The 18,283-nt window shown below is 58.1% G+C and carries 15 protein-coding genes and 4 pseudogenes; 12 read left to right on the forward strand and 7 right to left on the reverse strand.

Annotation, left to right across the window (positions count from 1 at the left end):
• Window position 1: 1 nt before the first annotated feature.
• The gene (locus tag N2601_RS28340; protein ID WP_245464131.1) at window positions 2–1,231 is read right to left on the reverse strand and encodes a TadE/TadG family type IV pilus assembly protein; all 1,230 of its coding nucleotides are present in this window, start codon (window positions 1,229–1,231) and stop codon (window positions 2–4) included.
• Between the two features lie 210 nt (window positions 1,232–1,441).
• On the opposite strand from N2601_RS28340, the pseudogene N2601_RS34270 reads away from it, so the two are divergent.
• From N2601_RS34270 to N2601_RS28375, 7 genes and pseudogenes are all read left to right on the forward strand, one after another.
• A pseudogene (locus N2601_RS34270) lies at window positions 1,442–1,609 on the forward strand (cupin domain-containing protein); the annotation flags it as partial.
• Window positions 1,610–1,783: 174 nt separating this feature from the next.
• Entirely contained in the window at window positions 1,784–2,530 is a 747-nt protein-coding gene (locus N2601_RS28350; protein ID WP_104827693.1) for a CHAP domain-containing protein, read from the forward strand.
• A 307-nt stretch (window positions 2,531–2,837) separates the two neighbouring features.
• Window positions 2,838–2,990, forward strand: a pseudogene (locus N2601_RS28355) (SOS response-associated peptidase); the annotation flags it as partial.
• 288 nt (window positions 2,991–3,278) lie between these two features.
• Complete coding sequence (gene istA / locus N2601_RS28360; RefSeq protein WP_260303847.1) at window positions 3,279–4,805, forward strand: IS21 family transposase; 1,527 nt, start codon at window positions 3,279–3,281, stop codon at window positions 4,803–4,805.
• Window positions 4,795–5,607: an IS21-like element helper ATPase IstB gene (istB, locus tag N2601_RS28365; protein ID WP_260303922.1), complete on the forward strand. Its 813-nt coding sequence runs from the start codon at window positions 4,795–4,797 to the stop codon at window positions 5,605–5,607. The genes istA and istB overlap by 11 nt, the downstream gene beginning before the upstream one ends.
• A gap of 191 nt (window positions 5,608–5,798) precedes the next feature.
• Window positions 5,799–6,983, forward strand: coding sequence for an ROK family transcriptional regulator (locus N2601_RS28370; RefSeq protein WP_158704613.1), 1,185 nt, complete (start codon window positions 5,799–5,801; stop codon window positions 6,981–6,983).
• Between the two features lie 168 nt (window positions 6,984–7,151).
• Complete coding sequence (locus N2601_RS28375; protein ID WP_104827700.1) at window positions 7,152–7,571, forward strand: VOC family protein; 420 nt, start codon at window positions 7,152–7,154, stop codon at window positions 7,569–7,571.
• Window positions 7,572–7,899: 328 nt separating this feature from the next.
• On the opposite strand, the gene N2601_RS28380 is transcribed toward N2601_RS28375, so the two are convergent.
• The gene (locus N2601_RS28380; RefSeq protein ID WP_104827702.1) at window positions 7,900–8,763 is read right to left on the reverse strand and encodes a LysR family transcriptional regulator; all 864 of its coding nucleotides are present in this window, start codon (window positions 8,761–8,763) and stop codon (window positions 7,900–7,902) included.
• Window positions 8,764–9,344: 581 nt separating this feature from the next.
• On the opposite strand from N2601_RS28380, the pseudogene N2601_RS28385 reads away from it, so the two are divergent.
• The 5 genes and pseudogenes from N2601_RS28385 to N2601_RS28405 all read left to right on the forward strand — a co-directional run.
• A pseudogene (locus N2601_RS28385) lies at window positions 9,345–9,641 on the forward strand (pirin-like C-terminal cupin domain-containing protein); the annotation flags it as partial.
• A 17-nt stretch (window positions 9,642–9,658) separates the two neighbouring features.
• Window positions 9,659–10,717, forward strand: coding sequence for an LLM class flavin-dependent oxidoreductase (locus N2601_RS28390; protein WP_104827704.1), 1,059 nt, complete (start codon window positions 9,659–9,661; stop codon window positions 10,715–10,717).
• A 13-nt stretch (window positions 10,718–10,730) separates the two neighbouring features.
• A complete protein-coding gene (locus tag N2601_RS28395; RefSeq protein ID WP_104827705.1) occupies window positions 10,731–11,600 on the forward strand; it encodes an SDR family NAD(P)-dependent oxidoreductase in 870 nt (289 codons plus the stop codon).
• Between the two features lie 41 nt (window positions 11,601–11,641).
• Window positions 11,642–12,100, forward strand: coding sequence for a nuclear transport factor 2 family protein (locus N2601_RS28400; RefSeq protein ID WP_104827995.1), 459 nt, complete (start codon window positions 11,642–11,644; stop codon window positions 12,098–12,100).
• Between the two features lie 68 nt (window positions 12,101–12,168).
• Window positions 12,169–12,762 carry an NADPH-dependent F420 reductase gene (locus N2601_RS28405; RefSeq protein ID WP_104827706.1) on the forward strand — a complete coding sequence of 198 codons (594 nt, stop codon included), beginning with the start codon at window positions 12,169–12,171 and terminating at the stop codon, window positions 12,760–12,762.
• 835 nt (window positions 12,763–13,597) lie between these two features.
• On the opposite strand, the pseudogene N2601_RS28410 reads toward N2601_RS28405, so the two are convergent.
• The 5 genes and pseudogenes from N2601_RS28410 to N2601_RS28430 form a co-directional block, all read right to left on the reverse strand.
• Window positions 13,598–13,708: pseudogene (locus N2601_RS28410) on the reverse strand (HNH endonuclease); the annotation flags it as partial.
• A gap of 76 nt (window positions 13,709–13,784) precedes the next feature.
• On the reverse strand, window positions 13,785–14,942 hold the full coding sequence (locus tag N2601_RS28415; protein ID WP_104827707.1) for an amidase family protein: 1,158 nt from the start codon (window positions 14,940–14,942) through the stop codon (window positions 13,785–13,787).
• A gap of 11 nt (window positions 14,943–14,953) precedes the next feature.
• Window positions 14,954–15,661 (reverse strand): ABC transporter ATP-binding protein, encoded by a 708-nt coding sequence (locus N2601_RS28420; RefSeq protein ID WP_104827708.1) that lies wholly within the window; start codon window positions 15,659–15,661, stop codon window positions 14,954–14,956.
• Window positions 15,654–17,411 carry a branched-chain amino acid ABC transporter ATP-binding protein/permease gene (locus N2601_RS28425; protein ID WP_245464133.1) on the reverse strand — a complete coding sequence of 586 codons (1,758 nt, stop codon included), beginning with the start codon at window positions 17,409–17,411 and terminating at the stop codon, window positions 15,654–15,656. Before N2601_RS28425 ends, N2601_RS28420 begins: the two co-directional genes overlap by 8 nt.
• Window positions 17,404–18,237, reverse strand: coding sequence for a branched-chain amino acid ABC transporter permease (locus tag N2601_RS28430; RefSeq protein ID WP_260304433.1), 834 nt, complete (start codon window positions 18,235–18,237; stop codon window positions 17,404–17,406). Before N2601_RS28430 ends, N2601_RS28425 begins: the two co-directional genes overlap by 8 nt.
• Window positions 18,238–18,283 lie beyond the last annotated feature (46 nt).

The raw sequence follows: 18,283 nt of genomic DNA on the forward strand, positions 1-18,283 counted from the left end.
ATCACTCGACCAATTTGCCCGCAGCGCCGCCGATGGCGCGGGTCGGATAAGCACTGCAATCGATGGATAGGTTGGAATTACCGGTGAAGGTGACCGTATCTGCGATAATCTTGATGCAGGCATTTGTTGCGGAGTTACCCCCTGAGTAGCTAACGGCCGCCCTTGGCAGATAGATCGATCCGGCCAAACTCTGGGTAGCACCGCCGTTAAAGCTGAAGGCCGTGCCCACGGGCATATTACGGTCGCCGAAAATGACAATACCGGCCGTGTCTCCCGTCAGCGGTGGCGTGAGATCAAGGATCGCCCCACCATTGATCGACGCAGTGCCGTAGTTGCTTCCCGTGCTGGAGGTGAAGACGATCGTGACACCGTGGCCGATCAAAGTCGCGCCGCCATTGACCTTCAGATTGGCCCGATCGAGGATGTAGATCCCCGGGTCAAGGGTGAGAACGGCGCCAGCGTTTACGGTAATATCGCCACAATAGACACCGGGATCGAGTGTGGTCTTCCCCTTGATATTTTCCTTGGCATTGGTCGTGCAACCCGAGTAGGTCGGCATTTGAACGTCGGCATAGGGATCCGTGAGAGGCCAAATTCCGGTCGCCGTTCCCTCGCTCGCTTTAATGCCGCTAAGGCCGTTAATGCCACCGGCAGCTCCGACCGATAACGCTTGTATCAGCGCGGAACCGCCGACACTAACCGACGTGGGACTTGTCGAATTCGAAACCAAGCTGCAATTATTCAGTGTCACCGTGGTTGAACCCTGAGCCGATGCGGCAGCACTTGCGGTCTGATCGAGCGCCAGCACGCAGGCGCTGGCCGCATTCGCAATGGCCACGGATCTAGTTGTAACGACAAACGCCTGCTGCCAAAGCGCGGAGAACAGCACGTCCATTGGTTGCTGCGCGACGACTTCGATCGCCGAATTATTTCCAACATAAGATCCCTGCGTCGGAGGGCGATGGATCGATATCACCACGTTATTCTGGCCATTAACCAGCCCATAGCTCGCCGCTATCGCATTGACCTGGGACTCAACCGGCCCCTCGCCGCTGGTGGTATAGGCAGCCGCGCCGCTTACAGCGGCGGCGTCGGTTGCCGACTGCATCTTCTGTTGCTTGTAGGTCCACAGCCCATAGTCCGTGCCGAGCCCTATCAAACCGATCAGAACCGGGAGCGACACAGCAAAGACGATCAGGTAAGCACCGGACGAATCGTGAATGAAGTCCACGATTGTCTTCCGGTGGCGCGAGCCAACAGGAAGTCGAAGCATTGTCCCTCCCCTCAAATTATACGGAAAATCCGATGGAGGACTGTGCGACTCAATTCTTTATTTTTCTCTTTTTTAAGAAGTTCGAATTGAACAGAAAACAGTAAAATTAAAGGGGTTGAAGAGAAGCTGAGTTTTCAGATTATCACTTGGTTCAATCAGCCACTACGCGAAGAAGTGGGGCGCGTGCTGATGACCGTCTCTCCACCCGAACACGAGCATTCTTTTGAGGAGCTTGCGAAGCTCGCTGTACATGGCTTTCCCGATTCAAACGGGCTTGCCGACTTGTGGAGCCGCTACGATACCGATCAGATCTCTACTCTGACAACAAGCGCGTAGGCGCGATTGGCGACGTACCTTTCCCGCAAAGGTTAGCATCGTTCTCTCGTCGGCGTGGAACGATCGATGAGCTCTGAGCGTTGCCACCGCTTGGTTCATTGAAACCGTTCTCCTCTTTGCGTGTTACAGCAACTGGCAGCTAAGGCGTTTCCAACGTTACCATGGAGGTCTCGTATGATTACGCGGCGAGTGCTTTTGGCGATGGTTGCGACCGTTCCGGTCCTAAAATCCGAGCTTGCCTTTGGAGGCAAAACTGGTCGCGAGACCATCGTCCAACTGCAATACCCACCGCCCCTGGTCACCATCCCAGAGCGGCGGATGCGACGCTCCGCTCCGACACCCATGGAGATTGAACAAACTCGTGACGCCGTTGCCTTAACGCCGACCGGACCGCGTCCGATCGACATCGCGCAGAGTTTTATCGACCGCTACTACGAGCGCAAACCTTCAGTCATCTCGCAACGACCACCGCCGGCAGCACTGAACCCTCTCATTGCCGAATTTCTCGCGGTTACAGCGCTGCATCCGCTGAACGATCCGGTTCCATGGTGCGCTGCCTTCATCAATTTCTGCATCCGCCGTAATGGCGGGGTAGGCAGTTCAAGCGCATGGTCGCAGTCGTTCCTGCCACCGGCGTTCGACGCTGTCGAGTCACCTCAGGAAGGCGACCTGGCAGTCTTCACCTGCGTTAGCTCATTTACAGGGAAAGATATCGGACTAGGCCATGTAGCTTTCTTCAGACGTTTCGAAGACGAGCAGCACCTTGTCGTCGTTGGCGGCAATCAGGCAACACAAGACCATTCCAGCATCATTTCACAGAGAATTTTGCCAATCGGCAACAAGCCCGTGCGAAGGCACACAAGCACCGGCAAAGTAATATCGGCGATGATGCACCTCAACCAGTTTGTGCGACCGGCATAATTCCCGACATTCACCGTGGCGACATGCGACCGCCGCTAGATCTGTCTCACGGAATGCGGATCAAAGCAGGGGCGCACATGGATTCCACCTTGTTCGAATTGTACGCTTCTGGTTCCGGACACCACGCTTTTCGATTACAGAATGGCGACCCCGCTTTAACTGTCATGGCCGAAATGGAACCGAGCTCTGGACCCGGTTATCAAAAGAGGTTTGCTCGTGGCCAGTATGCGGCGCGAAGCGGTCCGACGGACCTACGCGCCGCCGGACGGCTACAAGTTTTGGTTGAGATTCTTGGGGCGTTGATGCCATGCTGACGACGGCGCCGGGGCCGGACATCGCGCCATATCACGACCGCCAGATCGTGATATTGGAGCGCAATGCGTGGGCCGATTGGCTCGATATTAACGTCTCCGCGAAATCTATCATTCGGCCTTTGCCGATAGGTTCGCTAATATTAGACTCTCAGCGGCCATCCGAACCGCTAGTCCGGCGAGGACGGTCCCCAGACCCACCGTTGTATTTTGATCCAACCAGAATGGCGTGCGTGTGATGCCGTTCGGGCGCGGTCCGGCAATGTCTCGCTGCCGGCAGCCCAATTTGCGAGGATGAACGGGGCACTCCTGAGATATCCCCGATGTTGATTTGCACTGAGAAGTGACCCGGCATTACCGGATATTGTCATCGAGAATTGACCCATGTTTTGAACCTTGCTCCGCGTGTTTTCAGCGGGAGCTATGGAGTGATCGACATGGCGTTATTGAGCGTGATCCGACGCTGGCATTTTAGAGAGCATTTATCGATCCGGGAGATATGCCGCAGGACTGGCCTGTCCCGGAATACCATTCGCAAGTACCTGCGGTTGGGTGGCGTCGAGCCGAAGTTCAAGGTTCCGGAGCGGCCGAGCAAGCTTGACCCTTTTGCCGACCGGCTATCGGCCTGGCTGAAGACGGAGGCCAACAAATCCCGCAAGCAGAAGCGGACCCTTAAACAACTCCATGCCGACCTGCTGAGCTTGGGCTACGAGGGTTCCTATTGCCGTGTCGCCGCTTTCGCTCGAGAGTGGAGAGCCGATCGACAGAGAGAGCTTCAGACGTCGGGACGCGGAACATTCGTGCCTTTGGCATTCGAGCCCGGTGAAGCATTCCAGTTCGACTGGTCGGAAGACTGGGCGATCATCGGCAATGAGCGCACCAAGCTACAGGTTGCCCATACGAAGCTGAGCTATTCCAGGGCCTTTTTCGTTCGGGCCTATCTCCTCCAGACACACGAGATGTTGTTCGACGCCCACAATCACGCATTCCGCGTCTTCGGTGGCATTCCCCGGCGCGGCATCTACGACAACATGAAGACGGCGATCGACAAGGTCGGCCGCGGTAAGGAGCGCGACGTGAATGTTCGCTTCCTGGCGATGGCCAGCCACTACCTGTTCGAACCGGAGTTCTGCAATCCGGCGTCCGGTTGGGAAAAGGGTCAGGTCGAGAAGAACGTCCAGGACGCGCGTCATCGGCTATGGCAACCCATGCCACGCTTTCCATCTCTGGAGGCCCTCAACGAGTGGCTAGAGCAACGCTGCAAAGAGTTTTGGGCACAGACGTCTCACGGCCAGATGCGCGGCACCATCGCCGATATCTGGGCGGAGGAAGCACGGGCTCTTATGCCGGTTTCCCGTCCGTTCGATGGTTTTGTCGAATACACCAAGCGGGTCTCTCCCACCTGCCTCGTGCATCTGGAGCGCAACCGCTACAGCGTTCCGGCATCCTTCGCCAATCGACCGGTGAGCCTGCGGGTCTATCCGGATCGTGTCGTTGTCGCCGCCGAAGGCCTGATCATCTGCGAGCACCAGCGCATTATCGACCGTTCCCATGATCGGCCGGGACAGACGGTTTATGACTGGCGGCACTATCTCGCGGTCGTGCAACGCAAACCCGGCGCTCTCCGCAACGGTGCTCCATTCACCGAGCTTCCCGAGGCCTTCAAAGCCTTGCAACAACACCTGCTCAAGAAACCTGGCGGAGACCGCGAGATGGTCGATATCCTGGCGCTCGTCCTGCAGCACGATGAACAGGCCGTGCTATCGGCCGTCGACATGGCGCTGAAGTCCGGCGTTCCGACCAAGACGCATGTGTTGAACCTGCTGCATCGCCTCGTCGATGGCAAATCCTTCACGCCGCCGACGATAGATGCGCCCCAGGCACTGACACTCACCAATGAACCAAAGGCCAACGTCGAACGCTACGACACCCTGAGAAAGACGGAGATTCGCCATGCGTCATAACCCAGCAAGCGGCGCGATCGTGATCATGCTGCGGCAATTGAAGATGCACGGTATGGCCCAAGCCGTCGGTGAACTGACCGAACAGGGAGCGCCGGCGTTCGAGGCCGCCATTCCGATCCTGTCGCAGCTCCTCAAAGCGGAGACGGCGGAACGGGAGGTGCGATCGACAGCCTATCAGCTCAAGACGGCACGCTTTCCCGCTTACCGTGATCTGAACGGCTTCGACTTCGCAAGCAGCGAGATCAACGAGGCGCTCGTGCGTCAGCTTCATCGCTGCGACTTCCTCGACGAGGCCAACAACATCGTCCTGGTCGGCGGGCCCGGCACAGGCAAAACGCATGTCGCCACGGCAATCGGTGTTCAAGCCATCGAGCATCATCATAAGCGGGTTCGCTTCTTCTCGACCGTCGAACTGGTCAACGCTCTCGAGCAGGAGAAAGCTCAAGGACGGTCCGGTCAGATCGCCAACCGGCTCATACACTCCGATCTCGTTATCCTTGACGAGCTTGGATACCTGCCATTCAGCGCATCAGGCGGTGCACTGCTCTTCCATCTGCTGAGCAAACTATACGAGCGGACCAGCGTCATCATCACCACCAACCTGAGCTTCAGCGAATGGGCCAGCGTCTTCGGCGACGCCAAGATGACCACCGCATTGCTCGACCGGCTTACCCATCACTGCCACATCCTCGAAACTGGAAACGACAGCTTCCGGTTCAAGAACAGCTCAGCGCATGAACCCAAAACAGCAAAGGAGAAAAGTAGGAACTTGACCACCACCACCGACCCGAAACATACCTAAGAGGCGGGTCAATTCTCGGCGCAAATGCCGGGTCACTTCTCAGTGCAAATCAACAGTCCGGAGCTCCTCCCGGACGGCAATCCGCTGTGATAAGCAAAGCGGCAATTGATCCTGAGCGTCTTTCTAATGCAGGATGCGGATCAGTGCAAGACTTTTTTCATTGTGTTAAAGAAGTATCGATGGAGCAACGCATGGCGCTCAAAGGCGACCAAAGCACGACACGAGCATTAAACAGGCGCCTTGTCCTCAATCTGCTGCGACGAGAAGGCGGGCTGAGCCGTGGAGAGATTGCCAGCCGCACGGGGCTCAGCAATGCCGCTATTACCGGCGTTGTGACAGAGTTGATGAACGAGGGCTTTGTCAAGGAAGGCGAAAGCGGACAAAGCAGTGGTGGCAGAAAACCTACGCCGCTCGATATCGATTACTCTGCGCGCCTTTCAATTGGATTGAAATTGATGGAGGACCGGCTTGAGGCTGTTCTCACCGATCTAGCAACTGAGCAGATCGCAAACCATGTCGTCGCGCTGCCCCGCCTGGTTCCCGATCGAGTGACCGAGGCCGCTCAACAGGCGGTGGAACATTTGCTGACCAAGGCACGACAACCTCGCGAGAAACTGATCGGCGTAGGATTGGCGATGCCGGGCCTCATCGATATCGAACGAGGGGTATGCCTGATTTCGCATCGCTTCGGTTGGAAGGATGTTCCGATAGCTGCCCTCCTTGCAGAACGGCTGAACGTCCCGGTCTGGGTGGATAACGATGTAAACGCGTTTGCAATCGCCCAGCAGTTATTCGGCCATGCTCGCCGTCGCAATTCGGCACTTGTGCTAATCATTGGCACCGGTGTCGGCGCTGCCCTGATCTTTAATGGGCAGATCCATCGAGGTGCTCGATATGCTGCCGGTGAAGTCGGCTTTGCTGTAGATTCGACGGCACTGGGAGCTCCGCGTGAACACAGGCTGAGCTGGGGAAGCCGCTTCTCCGAGCCGGCCATGACCAAGGCGTGGTCGGAAATTCAAGCCACGCAGCCCCACCACCCGCCGCTTGAGCTGCAGCAGGCAGCCTCCAGCGGCGATCTTCGCGCGATTGCCTATCTTGGCCAGACGGGTCATGAGATCGGCGTGAGGTTGGTGACGATGATCGATCTCGTTGACCCTGACGTCGTCATTGTCGGTGGGGAAGCAATTCGCTTTGGATGCGGTTTGGTCGAGCCGCTGATAGCTGCGGTTAACGAATATTGTTTCGAAACACCTCCCCCAGTCGAGGTGGATTGGGAGAATAACGTGTGGTCGCGTGGTGCATCCGCGCTTGCTATCCAGAAGTTCTTCGATTTTGAAAGTGCGGCTGGCTTCGAAGCCAAGTTGCTGTCGGAATAGGCTAAATCGCATTTCGGTCTATGCCGTTGCCGGCGACACATTCGCCTACATTCTGGAACGGTGGCGCGAAAGCACTTGAAAGATCGACTTCTTTTATTTAATGAAATATCGAATGCCGAAGGGAAGTCATGGCGAATTACACCTTCGGTAACGACGCGAGGAGGCACCATGATTAAGCTCAGACAACTCGCCCATGTTTGCATTTTCACCCGGGATCTCGATAAGACCCGGGCGTTTTATCGGGACGTACTTGGCGCGGACACTCAGTTCAGTTTTCTCCGCGACGGCAAAATCTTCGGTTTCTACGTCAACTGCAATGGACGGACCGCAATCGAAGTTTTCGAAAAGAGCGAGACCAGCTACAGCGAACATAACCAGATCAACCACTTCTGCCTTGAGGTGGAAGACATGGACGATGCCATCGAACATATCCGATCCAAAGGGGTCGAGATTACCAACAAGAGGCTTGCGTGCGATGACACGTATCAAGCTTGGTTGCGCGATCCCAACGACGTCCGAATTGAGCTGTTCGAATACACGGATAGAAGTGCCCAGTTTATCGGTGGTGACCGCATTGCCGATTGGTAATCGCATGTGGTGTTAAGCGGCATGGCATCATCGCCTGCTCCTGCGTGCAGGCCCATTTCGACCTGATGATCTCTGGCATGGTTGCCGACGCGATCAAAGCGTTTGCCCGACACCATTTTGAAAACAGCGATGACTTCCAGGGTGGAACGCCCTTCGAGCATGAAGAGCTGCAGTGGCGAAGGTAAAAGGAAGTCACACCACGCTATTACCAATTCATCTGCTTGAGACAAAAGTGCGGCGCAGCGCAAACGGCGTGTTCTCAAGCAAGCGCTCGGCGCCCAGCCATGCTGCGAACTTAACAGCGAACTGCCAAGCAACAGCTTGGATATTATCCAAAATGTTGGATCATCAGTTCTGTAAGCGCCCGGATTTTGCGCGCAGGGTGTTGTCCAGGCGGCCGGACCACATATATGCCAGCCTCCGGGCAACGATAACGGGTCATCACTTGCGTTAGGGCACCGGACGCCAAATAGGTTTCCACAAGGAAATCCGGAAGCGCAGCAATTCCAAGTCCCGCCACTGCCGCGGCCGCCAGCGCGATTCCATTGTCTGCCTTGAACCGGCCTTGCGGGTGAATAGTGATCGTCTTATCTCCATCGATCAGCTGCCGAGCTTCCGTTCCCTGCATAAGAAATTGGTGGGTCAGGAGTTCTTCGGACGTCTCGGGGGCTCCATGTTCTTTGATGTAGGCTGGGCTCGCGACCAGCATGCCATGGATCGGGCCAATCCGCCGAGCGACAAGGTTCGAGTCGGGAAGGTACCCGACGCGCACTGCACAATCAAAGCCTTCGGCAATGATATCAACGAAGCGATCAGTGTAAGCCGTGTGCACGCAGAGTAGTGGGTGACGCCTAGCGAATTCGGCGAGCACCGGTGCCAAATGCGTCGTCCCGAATGACAAAGGGGCTGTAATCCGTAGGAGCCCGCGCAACTCGCCATCAGGCAAGATGGTTTCCCGAGCAACATCCATCTCGGCGCAAACTCGGGCCGCATGGTCTCGGAATGTGACTCCGGCTTCGGTCAGGGACGCGCCCCGTGTCGTTCGCGCTAGAAGCTGGACGCCCAGCTCTGCTTCCAATCGAAACAACCGCCTACTGACGATGGACTTTGAAACACCTAGCCGCCGAGCAGCCGGCGAAACGCCGCCAGCGTTGGCCACTTCGACAAATGTCTGCAGATCTTCAAAATCCAACACAGGCGTTCCAGTTTTCGAGACATGGTATGCGCGTAGTGAGACTAGCACGCCATCTTTAGGAACGATAGGTAAGGTTTGGGGAGTAGCGGGCCTCTGATCCTCCGGACATTTATCGCGGCACAAGCATCCAGACGCGGCAGCGCTGATTCCCGCTGACCTGGAAATTCACCAAGATCCCAAAGTGTCGGTGATGTTCCTGTCCTACGAAGGATGCGGCGGCCGTCCTCTTGCTCTCGTGTATGAAAGACCTTGGACCGGTGCCCCCGTGGGTGGGGCTCGGGTATAAAGCGTTCAATCTTCGATACGCTGCTGCGATGAAGACGCGCTGCTTCAATCCAATTTCAGATTTCCATCCGCCCTGACCGTTCCAGTTTTCGCGACACAGTTGGTTGCTTTGTAAGGCTACCGCCTTGCTCGCCTGAAGGCCATTTTGAGCGCTGTTCACACCAAGGAGAGCGGTTATGGCAAGTATTCCCGCCCTCAATGGTAGCGTTCTTGGCGAGGTATCCATCTCCAAAGTCTTTTGTAAGCATATCCTGGCGTCATCGTTATCAAGTCGCGCGGCGGATTTGCTCCCTGGTGAGATAGAGGTTGCTGGCCAGACGGACGCCTTCGGCGAAGCACAGTTGGTGGTCTTCAAGCCGGGGGCTGAGATTGTGCTGCGAGCCCGCGGCAGCGCCCATCTGATGTTGCTCGGCGGCGAGCCTTTTCCCGAACCACGCCACATCTACTGGAACTTCGTCTCAAGCTCGAAGGAACGCATCGAGCAGGCCAAGGACGACTGGCGCCATGGGCGCTTCCCCGAGATCGCCGGCGAGACCGAATTCATTCCGTTGCCACCCGATCCGGTGCGTGTCGCTCGCGCCGACCGATAACTTTGCAAGGACATTTTATGGAAATTGGCATAGACAGTTTCGCGGCAATCCTGCCCGATCCGGCAACAGGAAGGCTGCCTTCGGCAACTGACCGCATGGCCGATCTCATCGAGGAGGTCGAGGTTGCCGACCGCGTCGGGCTCGACGTGTTCGGCATCGGCGAGCACCACCGTGCCGAATTCTTGGATTCTGCACCGCCGATCATTTTGGCGGCTGCGGCTGCCCGCACGGGCCAGATCCGTCTCACAAGCGCGGTCACGGTGCTGAGCGCCGCTGATCCCGTGCGTGTGTTTCAAGAATTTGCGACTCTTGACTTGATCTCGAAAGGTCGCGTCGAAATCACGGTCGGCCGAGGGTCGTTCGGCGAGGCCTATCCCCTGTTCGGTCTGGACACTCGGAACTATGACGCACTCTTCGCTGAGAAGCTCGATCTTTTGCTGAAGCTTCGCGAAACGATCAATCTGAAGTGGGAAGGGCACTTTCGCCCTAGGCTCGATGGGCAAGGTGTCTTCCCGCGTCCCCATCAACAGCGGTTGCCGGTATGGGTAGGCGTCGGCGGCACGCCGCAGTCCTTTGCTCGCGCTGGCGCGCTGGGGCTTCCGTTGATGGTCGCGATTATTGGCGGCAGCTTTGAGAGGTTCCGTCCGCTGGTCGATCTCTATCGCGAGGCTGGGCAGCGTGCCGGCCACCCCCCTGAACAGCTCACCGTCGGCGTCCATGCGATGGGCTTTGTCGGAGAAACCACTGGGAAGGCCAAGGACGCCTTCTTTCCCGGCTGGGCGCATCTAACGGCAAAGATCGGTCGTGAACGTGGCTGGTCTTCCCCTACGCGCCAGCAGTTCGAGGCAATGTGCGGACCGGAAGGTGCATTCTTGATCGGCGACCCAGCAACTGTTGCCGGCAAAATGCTCAAAGCGAGCGCCGCACTCGGCGGCGTGTCTCGCATCACCTTCCAAATGAGCACGGCATCTCTCGATACGACCGCGATGAAGCGCTCGATCGAGCTGCTTGGAAACGACGTGGCACCCATCGTCCGGACAGCGCAGGCAAAGCCGTCAGGAACCCTCGACTTCTGAAAGGAGACGCATGATGTCATCGACCTCGCAACATTCCGGTCGTTCCGTTGCGATAACCGGAGCAGGAGGGGGTCTCGGCCGCGATATTGCCCTTGGGCTTGCCGCCAAGGGCTACATCGTTTTCGGCACGGCGATGTCCCCGGCGGAGGTTCATGACCTGAAAGACGCCTCCGATGGGCGTGTCAGCCTGACAGTTTGTGATATGACCAAGGAGCAGGCCGTAAAAGCCTGGGCAGGCGGCGTGTCCGACGCGCTCGGCGCCGCCGGGCTCGACATCCTGATCAACAATGCGGGGATCCTGACTCCAGGCCCGATCGAGCTTTTGTCACTCGACGCCATCCGGCACGAGTTCGACGTCAATGTGTTTGGGGCTTTGTCGGTCATCAACGCCTTCCTGCCGGCGTTGCGCAAGGCGCCTGGGCGCATTGTTCAAGTCAGCACCTGGACGGCTACCGTGCCGCTCCCCTTCAACGGGCCGTCTGGCGCATCGAAGGCGGCCATGGAGGTGTTCGCAGCAGTCTACCGCGCTGAACTGAAGTCTTTTGGCATCGATGTCGTAGTAGCGCCTGCTGGCAATATGAGAACCGGCGGCCCGGCGAAGACAGCTTCCGCCCTCGCTCGCGTCGCCGACGGTATGACGCTTGAAGAGCGCGCATTGTACGGCCAGGCGTTCGACACATTCGCCACCACACTCAACACCATGCAGAGTAGCGGCCTTGACTCAGTTTCGGCCGCCAAGCGCGTGATCGAACTGGCAGAGCAGGTCCCCGCACCGAGCCGCGCCCCGGTCGGCCCCGACGCCGACCAGATGCTTCGCGCGGCTCGTGAGAAATCCGATGCGGAGCTGGATGCCCTGCGCCTTCAAATCGTCGGTCTAAGTTGAATTTGTCCGATAGCCATTCGCTTCCAACGAAAGAGGAATCCATGCTCGTACTCGTAGACCCCAATGATGCCCGCGCCGTTCGTAACAAAGATAATGTGCTGGCCCTCTATGATTTGATGATCAATCAGAAGAAATCGGCGGAAGCGACAGCCAAGTTCGTCAGTCCTGATTACGTCCAGCACAACCCGCTAATCGCCGACGGCTCGGATGCTTTGGGGAAATATTTTGGCCAGGTTACGCATGAGCGCGCGAACGCGCGTGTCGTTATCCACCGTCTCATCGCGACTGGTGACTATGTCTGGACCCACGTGAATTTCGTGAATCTTTTCAATGACGATACTGATGACCCCGGTGTCGCCGGTGTCGATATCTACCGAATGGATGCCGATGGAAAAGCGGTGGAACATTGGGATGTTCTGCAATTCGTCGGCAGCTCGGATAATTCGGCTCCATGGGTCGCCCCGAATATCCCCCGCGCCAATCCAAATGATATGTTCTGAAAGAAGATCCGGCGGTACGGAGCCAAGCTCCACGGGCGGAAATAGAGAACTGCGAAAGGACTCTTTTAATGAAGTATGCCATTCTCGGATCGGGAGCTATCGGCAGCGCGCTCGCCCGGCGGTTTGCCGCCAAAGAAATCAATGTATCGCTCGCCAACACCAAGGGTCCGGAGAGCCTGGCCGGCTTGGTCACGGAGCTCGGTGATCGGGTGAAGCCGGTGACGGCTGCGGAAGCCCTTCAGGCCAATGTTGTCATTTTAGCGATCCCATTCGACGCCGTACCCAATGCGGTAAAAGGTGTCGAATGGGACGGCCGCATCGTGGTGGACGCGACGAACGCTATCGACTTCCCCGCCTTCACGCCGCGCGACCTTAAGGGCCGACTATCCACGCAGATCGTTGCCGATGCTGTTTCAGGTGCCAGAGTCGTGAAGGCCTTCAACACGCTCTTGGCGGCCCGGCTCGGGGCTGATCCAGCGATATCCGGCGGCCGTCGCGTTTTGTTTGTTTCGGGCGATGACGTGTCGGCCCGGACTGCTGTTGCCGAGCTCATCGAGCGCCTCGGCTTCGCCGCTGTCGATCTGGGCGGCATCGCTGAAGGCGGCCGTGCCCAGCAATTCGGTGGCGGCGTTGCCGCCAAGGAGTTCGTCCAACTCGGATAATTGGTAGGCCGATGACAAGAGAACGGTCAGTCAAATCCGTTCTTGAGCGCGACCGTGGGCTTTGCGTCAGACTATGCATGTTTCGATTGACTAATAGAAAATGCCCCTTCCCATTGCTTTTCGGATCCCAGAAATGATCTTGGAAGGTCCCAGATTGAAGGCGAAGCGCTCGTCAGTGCTTCAATCAAGAGGGAATCAGAACTCGCTGTTCCACAACGGTCGTATGAGCTGTTCCAGGTTTCACGGCACAGTTCTGCAAATCTTAGGGCTACCGATTGCCTAGCGAAGCGGTATCAAACTGGCAATCGCCGAAACGGTGACCAAAAACTCACTATCGAACAGCGAAAGATCGGGGCAATGAACAGCAACACGCGTCGGGACTTTCTAAAAATCGCAGCGGGTTCCGCCACTTTGGCCACTTCTGCGGCGACGAGCGTTGTCTCTGCTGATGAGGCGCCATCTATTGCCTATACGGGCGACTATAAGGCTGGTACCGCGTCCAATGGCTTGGATATTTGATTTGGAGGTGAAATTCTGAGCAGCTTCGGTCAGATACCTGAAGGATTTCCCAGCACAAGACCTCCGCCCTCACGGGCGTGACGAGCAAGACGCCTGATGATTTCCTGACCGAAACTCCATGCTGCGTTTCCCGACGCGCTGATCTCCAGCGTCAAACGTGCGCGGCTTAATCTGCGCAAGACAACGCCAACGGTTGAAGGTTTCATCGACGCGCTTCAGCAAAATGGGCTGACGAAATTTGCAAGGATGCTCCACCAGAAGATAGCCTCGCCGGACTGATCCGGATGATCCAATCAACTTGCCGCAGTCGTCGCCTTCAGTGCTTGAAGCAGTTCTCGCGATGCCACCTGAGGAACTGTGGGTGCGGCCGCTCGGAAATTCCGTTCGGCACGATCGCTTTGCCAGTTTTGTTAACAAGGCCGCGAACGCGCCTGATGCAAATGAAGAGCAATCTTTGCAACCCCGTCAACACTACGGGAACTGCTTTTCGATAGCGCCGCTCTTCAATCACCCACTCGCATCGCCACATTGACGAGCATCCTGTCGGCGGTTCTTGCGCCAACCAAAGAAACCGAAGCGCTCTGGGCCGAACCGACGATTGGAACCGTCAGTTGCGGGCAACCGCTGAGGCCTGAGAGACAGAGAAACTTGATGCAGGTGGAGCGAAACGCAGCAAAGCTTTCCACCGTAGCATCACGCCTTGGTGGGCTCGTGGCCAATGTCGGAAGAGCGATAACGACGCCGTCGCCGAGCAATCGGTCGATCTCCCTCGAAAGGTTCTCTCGAACCCGGCGTGCCTCCCGCACCTCTTCCTCGCTCAGGCAAGATCCTGCCAGAAGACGCGCGGCGATGTCGGGTGCGATAGACTGCGGACTTCGCTCGAAAAATAATTTGTTGCTTTCCCAGGCTTCCTTTTGGAGAATGGTGACGAATGCCAAAGCAAGCTCGTCCAAGCTGAGCGAGCTGATCGAGCCTACCTCACGAACGGGGATGGCAGCCGATCGAAGAAAGGCGATCAATTGGTCCGCCACGTCTTGGTCGACGCTGTCAAAGATATTCGCGGCTATCAGAACAGACGACGGCCTGTCGTCTACTGCGGGTATCCCGACTGCACTCATGATTGCGGCCATTGGCTCCAGGCTTCTCGTCATGAAACCGGGCACGTCGAAGCTCGGTGCCAGGGGGCGCAGCGCTCCGGTGTCGAGGCTTCCATGTGTTGGCCGCCAGCCAACGAGCCCGTTGACGGCGGCAGGCAGTCGGATGGAGCCGGAGGTATCCGTCCCGAGGCCGATATCCGCAAGGCCTGCAGCGACCGCGACGGCTGAACCCGATGACGAGCCGCCAGGAATGATATCGGGATCGGAAGGATTGGTCGGCATGCCGAAATGGATGTTACCGCCGATGAGGGAATAGGCAAGTTCATCGGTATTGGTCTTGCCTATAAACCGGGCTCCCGCATCCAAAACCGTTTGCACTAGGGGTGCTGTCGATGTCTTGATGCCGGAGGCAGCGAGCACCGCGGCATTGCCGGCCGCCGTAGGATAGCCGGCGACGTCAAAAAGGTCCTTCACTGCGAGGCGAAGGCCGGAAAGCGGGCCGGCGGATGCGTGGCCGACATCTACCTGCGGATAGGGCATGAATGCATTCCACCGGTCCTGCACTTAACCGCTCCCTAGATCTTCAGATGCTGCAAGACACGGTTGCGGCTGTCTGGACCATTGGGGCTTTCGTCTTCGATCGCTCCAAGTTTGAGAATGGCCCAGCGGTCCGCCACGGAAAGGGCGAAGTCCAGGTTCTGTTCGACCAGCAGGATGGTCGTGCCGCGCTGCTCACGGTCGTGCCTCAGCGCTTTGGCAATGTTCTGTACGACAGAGGGCTGCAGGCCTTCGGAGATTTCGTCGATCAGCAGCAGCTTTGGCCGCAGCATCAGCGCCCGCGCCAGGATCAGCATTTTCTGCTCACCCCCCGAAAGCGTGCCGGCCTTCTGGGGCAGCCGGTCCTTCAGAAACGGGAAATAGCCGTAGACCCTCTCCAGCGCGGATGCCAGATCCCGATCGCCTTTGAGCGCGAGGCGCAGATTGTCGCGGATGGAGAGATCCTGAAACAACGGCAATTCTTGAGGTGCATAGCCGATTCCGGAAGCGATTAGTTCCGCAGGCTTCCTGTCGATGATAACGGCACCATCGACCTCGATTGTACCTTTGCCGGCACGCAGGAAGCCGAGGATCGTCTTCAGCAGCGTCGTTTTGCCCATGCCGTTCTTGCCCATGAGGGCAAAGATCTCGCCGGGCCGGATGGCGAGCGACACGCCATTGACGACATCGACCGCGCCATATCCGCTCGATACGCCGCTGAGCTTGAGTTTGAACGCGTCAGCCATGGGCGCCTCCTGCGTAGATGGTGCGAACCGTTTCGGAATTGACCACGTCATTCACCGTGCCGTCGAGAACAAGCTTGCCTTGGTGGAGAACCACGATGCGGCTCGATATGTCACGCACGAAATCGAGATCGTGTTCCACCAGGATGGCGGCGAAACCCATCTCGTCCGTGAGTTTCTTGAGGATGGCGCCGATGGTCATGCGCTCGGTCTTGGTTAGGCCCGCAGTCGGCTCGTCGAGCAGAATGATGCGTGGCTCCAGAGCTACGACCATCGCCAGCTCGAGAGCCTGCCTTTGACCGTGCGACAGTAGCGAGACCGGTTTGTCCAGCATGTCAGCCATGCCGGTGAGCATCAGGATCTCGGCCGCAGCAGCCGGCAGCACGATCTCGGCGGACGAGCGCATCGGGTTGGGCGTCTCACGGCTGAGACGCGCCATCTTCAGGCATTCGCCGATGGTCATGCTGTCGAAGATGCTGGCGACCTGAAATTTCCGGCCGACACCGAGGGCGACGATCCGTTCGGGTGAACGACCAGCGATATTCGTACCGATGATATCCACTTGACCTTCGATCTCTTGGGTACCGTCCGACAGACAACGCATCAGAGTGGTCTTGCCGGCGCCGTTCGGGCCGACCAGGCTGACGAGTTCTCCGGCGCCGATTTCAAGGTCGATGCCCTTCAGCACGGATAAGCTGCCATAGGACTTGCCGAGACCGCGGATCGACAGAAGGCTTCCGCCTGCCAACCCACCATTCTTGGCGACGATGCGCGTCGGCAAGGGCTTCAAAGTGCTGTTGGAGTTTGCGGACTGCAGGAAACGCGTCACCAAGGAGGCGAGGCCGCCCGGCAAAAGGATGATCATGACGACGAAGAGCGCACCGACGATCAGTTGCCACAGGAAGGGTAGATCGCCCGACAGGCTGGCGCTCAGATAATCGATGCCGATTGCGCCGAACAAGGGCCCGATGATTGTTCCCCGACCACCAAGCGCCGTCCAGACGACGAGTTCGGTTCCGAATACGAACCCGGTGTTCTCGGGCGCGACGACACCGGACGCATTGGCATAGAGGAAACCCGCAAGGCCACATACGCCGGCAAGAACGCCGACCAGGACGATTTTCGTCCGGGCGGGGTTCATGCCCAGATAGGCGACGCGGGCTTCATTGTCGCGGATTGCAGCGAGCAGACGGCCGGCGTCCGACCGGACAAAGACGATCCCAAGAACAGCCAAAGCCAGCAAGCAGGTGCCCGATAGGCGAAAATAGCCGGAAAGCCCGAGCGGGAGAGTTTCGTAACCGACGAGGCCGCTCGAGGAGCCGGTCCAGGTACCGCCCGAAAAGACGAGCTGTGTAACGACGATCGGCACAACGAGCGAGATCACGGTGGCATAGAGCGGTGTCGATCCGTGATAGAACGACAGCCAGCCGACCGCGAGACCAAGCAGGAGCGGAACGAGCACGGCGGCGACAAGGGCGACGACGAAAAGCGCCGGGCTTGCGCCAATATGGGTGAGAACCATGGCGGTGGCATAGGCGCCGACGCCAAAGAATGCCGCCTGCCCGAAGGTGAGAACGCCCGTATAGCCCCACAGCAAATCGACGGTGATCGCCAGCATGGCGTAAATCATCGAACGCGTGAGGACGTTGAGGCTGAAGCGGCCGAGGAACATCGGTCCGAAAGCGATCAGCAGAAGTGCTGCAGACGCCAGCGCCAGCAAAAGAACAAGCCGGAGTTTCTGTTTGTCAGGCACGGGCAAATCCTTTCGGACGTATGCGCAATGTGACTGCGCAGAGGACGGCGACGGTGATGCCGCCGAGGATCGGACTGAAATAGGTGCTGACGAGCACCTGAGCGGCGCCGAAGATGAGACAGGCGGCGGCAAGCGCGCCGAAAGAAGAGCCCGCGACCATCACCAGCATGAAGGCGCCGGTCAGCCAGGCGACGCCCATATTGGGATCGACGCTGGTCAGCGGCGCGAGCAGCACGCCTGCAAGGGCGGCAAGGCCGGTGCCGATCATGAAGGTTGCGAGCCGCACCTTTTCGGTGTCGATACCGAGCCCGCGCGCCAGCGTTTCGTTCATGATGACTGCCCGCGCGGAAAGACCAAGCCTTGTCCCATCGAGCAGCAAGGTGAAACCGAGACCCAGACCGATAGCCGCCGCAATGGCGAAAAGGCGGTAGGCCGAGTAGCCGATGCCGAAGAGATCGAAGGTGCCGGGCAGCAGAGCCGGTGTGAACTGCACATCGCGACCAAACCAAAGCGTGATCAGTTGGCCGATGACGATGCCTAGCCCCCAGGTTGCAAGAATGGCGTCGAGCGGTCGTCGATAAAGAGGCCGCACGATGAACCGTTCGGCAACGCCGCCGAGGATCGCTCCGACCAGAAATGCGAAAGGAATGGCAAGCCATGGATTGAGGCCGAATCCGCTGACGACGACGGCGCAGTAAGCCCCGATGGTCAGCCATGCGCCATGCGCGAAATTGATGATCTTCAGCACGCCGAAGATCGCAAGCAGCCCGGCGGCAACGATGAAGAGAATGGCCGCGGTACTGACGATATCGAGAAAGAGGGTCATTTCTGGAACTCCGATGCTGGAGGCGGGGGCCCTGCCCCGCCCCGCT

Origin of the sequence: Rhizobium sp. CB3060 (assembly GCF_025200735.1) — a bacterium.
In the GTDB taxonomy this organism is placed as follows: domain Bacteria; phylum Pseudomonadota; class Alphaproteobacteria; order Rhizobiales; family Rhizobiaceae; genus Rhizobium.